The sequence below is a fragment of the Bdellovibrionota bacterium genome, from assembly GCA_035292885.1.
Lineage (GTDB): Bacteria > Bdellovibrionota_G > JALEGL01 > JALEGL01 > DATDPG01 > DATDPG01.
In genome coordinates this window covers 1-3,870 of the sequence record DATDPG010000168.1, presented here as the reverse complement: position 1 = coordinate 3,870, position 3,870 = coordinate 1, and the positions used below count along the sequence as shown (strand labels likewise).

The 3,870-nt window shown below is 55.6% G+C and carries 5 protein-coding genes; 1 reads left to right on the top strand and 4 read right to left on the bottom strand.

The genetic code is table 11. The features are described from left to right. Positions 1 to 976, top strand: a 976-nt coding sequence (locus VI895_12450; GenBank protein HLG20610.1) for a lyase family protein, incomplete at its 5' end; no start/stop codon positions are given. 37 nt (positions 977 to 1,013) lie between these two features. On the opposite strand, the gene VI895_12445 is transcribed toward VI895_12450, so the two are convergent. The 4 genes from VI895_12445 to VI895_12430 all read right to left on the bottom strand — a co-directional run. Continuing rightward, the gene (locus tag VI895_12445) at positions 1,014 to 1,355 is read right to left on the bottom strand and encodes a hypothetical protein (protein ID HLG20609.1); all 342 of its coding nucleotides are present in this window, start codon (positions 1,353 to 1,355) and stop codon (positions 1,014 to 1,016) included. Between the two features lie 171 nt (positions 1,356 to 1,526). After that, complete coding sequence (locus VI895_12440) at positions 1,527 to 2,042, bottom strand: DUF4136 domain-containing protein (GenBank protein HLG20608.1); 516 nt, start codon at positions 2,040 to 2,042, stop codon at positions 1,527 to 1,529. Positions 2,043 to 2,154: 112 nt separating this feature from the next. Then, complete coding sequence (locus tag VI895_12435; GenBank protein ID HLG20607.1) at positions 2,155 to 2,787, bottom strand: hypothetical protein; 633 nt, start codon at positions 2,785 to 2,787, stop codon at positions 2,155 to 2,157. Next, on the bottom strand, positions 2,784 to 3,870 hold a 1,087-nt coding region (locus VI895_12430), incomplete at its 5' end, for a S8 family serine peptidase (protein HLG20606.1). The genes VI895_12430 and VI895_12435, both read right to left, overlap by 4 nt.

Genomic DNA, 3,870 nt, shown 5'->3' with positions numbered 1-3,870 from the left:
TCAGGCGGCGGCACCGACCACCGTGGGCAAGCGGGCCTGCCTGTGGCTTCAAAATTTTGTGATGGATCTTTCGCGCCTCGAATTCGAACAGTCGGAACTCCGATTCCACGGCGTCAAGGGGGCGACGGGAACGCAAGACACGTATGTAAAACTCTTCGACGGAGACAAACGGAAAGTCGAAGAGCTCGACCGGCGCGTGGGAAAAAAGATGGGATTTTCTTCTTCCTATCTGGTGACCGGTCAGACCTACCCGCGCAAAGTGGATACGCGGATCATCACGCTGCTCGCGGGGATCGGCGAATCCGCGTCAAAAATGGGAAATGATCTTCGGATTCTTCAGGCGCTTCACGAAGTGGAGGAACCGCGAGAGGATTCCCAGGTCGGATCGTCCGCGATGCCGTACAAGCAAAACCCGATGCGGTCGGAACGAATGGTCGCCCTTTCCCGCTTCGTGATCAATCTGGTCGGGAACTGTTTCGAAACGGCATCCAACCAATGGTTCGAACGGACGCTGGATGACTCGGCCAACCGAAGGTTGGTGATTCCGCAGGCATTCTTGGTCACGGACGGCGTTTTAAATCTCGCGATCAACATAGCATCCGGCCTGAAGGTCCGGGAATCCGTTATCGCGCAGCACCTCGATCAGGAAATTCCGTTTCTTCAGACGGAAGAGATTCTCATGGCCGCCGTTCGCGCCGGCGGCGACCGCCAGGTACTTCACGAACGGATTCGAAAACATGCCGAAGAAGTCATTCACCAAATTCGGGAGAAAGGGGGGAACAACGATCTCTTGGCGCGGATTCGTAAAGATGCCGCGTTTTCCGGCGTCCTGCCTAAGTTGATGATTCGGTCGAAACCAGAGCAGTTGGTCGGCATGGCTCCCGAACAGGTCGGCCGTTTCATCCGGACTGTCGTCGAACCGATCCGCCGCAAATACGGAAGATCCAAACGGATACAGGGAACCGTTCGGGTTTAGCTGGCCTTGCCGACTAACCGCGGCGGTGAGCGCTCGGTCAGAGACTGTTGACGGCGGTAAGGATGACGTCCACCACTTCTTCGCAGGTCGATGCAACGGCAAGTTCCGCTTTAAACTGTGCTACATCGGCGTCTGTGATCTGCGCCTGTCCCTCGGAGAGACCGCTCGAGCATTCGTTAATCGCATCTTCCTTCGGAAACGTCGCGATCTCGGCCGTGGATATGGAAACTCCCATCCCCTGAAGCGCGTTCCAGATGGTCTGTTGGTCGGTAGCGTCGGTCTGATCGCATTCAGCATAAAGTTGATTACCCGCTGCGTCGCAAACCGCACCGATATTTCCGCTTCCCCCGCACGCTGAAATTACCGCCGCGCAAGCCATTAGCAACATTCCGAAGCGTAGTTGAGTAAAATTCATCATTCTCCTTTCGTTCGAGCCTTGCCTGTTCTTAGGCGGTCTGGAAGGAGAAACACTGATCTTGGTCACTGAATAGGAAGCTCGGATCGCCTTGGAGCGTTCCGAGATGCAAAAGGGCGACTGCGGAATGTAGCGCTAGCCGGGAGGCGGCATTTGGACGACGATTTGCTTGATTGCGTCGTTGGCCATTTGAATTTTCTTTTCGTCGCTCAATTTCGGATCGTAGTTCGATTCAGACCAGCCTTTCCAAATGATGCGCCGCTGGTCCGGTGAGAAGACGTCGATAATCAACGTTCCGAGGCGATATTGTTTCTCGGTCCAGCTGTAATCGCCTCCATGGAAGGTCTGCGGCGTTTTCTTCGTCATCTCTTCGCGCTTAAATTGATAACCCACCCAAAAATCGGGCTTTCCGGCCGTCGATTTCTGAAATCCATGCGCCGTTAGCTCACGATCCAGCGCCGCCCGGATGTCCCCGTCGAACTTCGGATGAACGTCCGAGAGCGGGTGCCAGGCATAGGCTTTTGCCGGATAAAAGACGGCATAGGGGTCTTTCTCCGTCTTGATCACAAGGCTGGCCGCCAGCGAAGAAAAGGCGGGGACAAGGCCGAATAGAACTAAAATCCACAAAACGGGGCGCAATCGATGAATCATGCAGGGTCTCCTCGGCACGTTATCTATCAAAGGGATAGGGGGGCCACAAGCGTTAAAACAGGTAAGCGATGCCGATGGCGTCGATGACGCCCCTCCCCGAGGAAACGGCGCTCTATCTGCGAAGGATGTTCGAAATCGGGACGCAGTCGAGTATTTTTTCCTCCGAGCCTTCGAGCTTCAACTGGATGTTTCGGATCTCGCGTGTGGAAGAAATTTGAAGAATTCGAAGGAGCGCCGGCGTGGTCGCTACGATCCAATAGGATCCGCCTCGAACATTTAGAGGGGCATAACTTCCTCCCGCATCCTGGCCGGCCGTAACCCGGATCGGAATCGCGAGGGTGCCTGATTCGAGTTTCGGCGAAAGCAGTTCGTACAAGGAAGATAATGTCGGGTCTTTCTTGACGGCCACAGCCAGGACGAGAAACCTTTCTTGATCCAATTGTTCGAGCCGGACTCCCCACTTCCTCGGCTCCGGAAAGCTGGAATCGTCTTCAGCTCGGTGAACCGGTGCGCCCGGCATGATCGCCACCGATTTGACGAGATACTTGTGTAGGTCGACGTACTCGGACCACGAACGGACTTCAATGCACTGAGTTTTATCTTTGTCGAACGTGTTGTTCTGATGAATCACCGCACACCAGGGTGGATTTCCGGTGCCCGAGCAGAAATTGAATTGCGCTTGCGCCGGCGACGAGGCGCTCAATAGAAAGAACCCGCTTAGTGTGACCCAAACCCGGCGCTTCATGGAGAGACTCCCTCGGTCGGTTTGGGGAGCGAAATCTCGAAATTTTCGAGGTAGTTGGGGGTTACGTCAAAATCAAGGTCGTTCATAACTGTGCCCGGCTGAACATGAATCTTTCGGGGTTGCTCCAGCGACGGATAGGCGCCGCAATAATCTCCGACACCGCAGACCTTTCCGTCGCCGTCGTCATCCCTGCCCGCGTAGATGAAGTAATCCCCTTCCGGCGGTGGATCAAGATGGTAGGCATATTTTTGATCTGGCTGCGCGGCCGCCCATTCGAACGCGGCATGATCGTCCGAGTCTTTGACGAGCGCCACGTGCATCGTTTCCTTGGGTTCGTAATAAACGAACAATCGAATCACACCGTTATGGCTGATGGTGGAATCGCCGTTCTCGGTGGTTTCAATCTCCGCTGCGTTGGTCACGGCTTCCACCGAAACACTCTGCGGGATCGTGGGGGCCTTATCCTTCGCGACTTTAATTTGGAGGTCGATCCCCTTTTCAGTGTCGTTCTCGGTCACCGAAAGCCAGGCCGCCGCCGACACAGGCCGGATTCGGATTTCTTCCCCTGAAATCATTTTCAGTTTGTCGCCCCCGGTATTTGGAATCGAAAGCGTCGTTTCGAACTTTGCGTCGGTCAAAGGAACCCAGTCCCGGGTCAGCTGAATCTTCGCCGTGGAAGGAACGGCCGTTTCCGCGGCGGAAAGAATTTCCAGAACGTTGGGTTCTCCGCGCCCGCACCGCTGGTTCGAACATCCCTGGAGATTTTCCAAGTACGAATGCGCAAATAGCAATTCACGCGCATCCGCGAGTGCCAGCGCCGGGTTTACGCCCAGGAGGAGAGCCACGATTCCCGCCACATGCGGGCTGGCCATGGACGTTCCGGACATGAATTTCCACGACGATTCATTCGAGTTCGGTTCGACATATGTGCTCAAGATACCGTTCGGAATCCCGTCCATGAACTGTTCCGGCGGTACGCCTCCCCCCGGCGCCATTACGTCCACGTTCGGACCAAAATTCGAGTAGAGCGCGGGCGACTGCCCCGGCTCAAAGGCTCCCACGGCGATCACCTGAGGGTAGGCC

Excerpts from the sequence above, each read along its gene's own strand:
- VI895_12445 (HLG20609.1), bottom strand. The coding sequence starts at position 1,355 with ATGGCTTGCGCGGCGGTAATTTCAGCGTGCGGGGGAAGCGGAAATATC.
- VI895_12440 (HLG20608.1), bottom strand. The coding sequence starts at position 2,042 with ATGATTCATCGATTGCGCCCCGTTTTGTGGATTTTAGTTCTATTCGGC.
- VI895_12435 (HLG20607.1), bottom strand. The coding sequence starts at position 2,787 with ATGAAGCGCCGGGTTTGGGTCACACTAAGCGGGTTCTTTCTATTGAGC.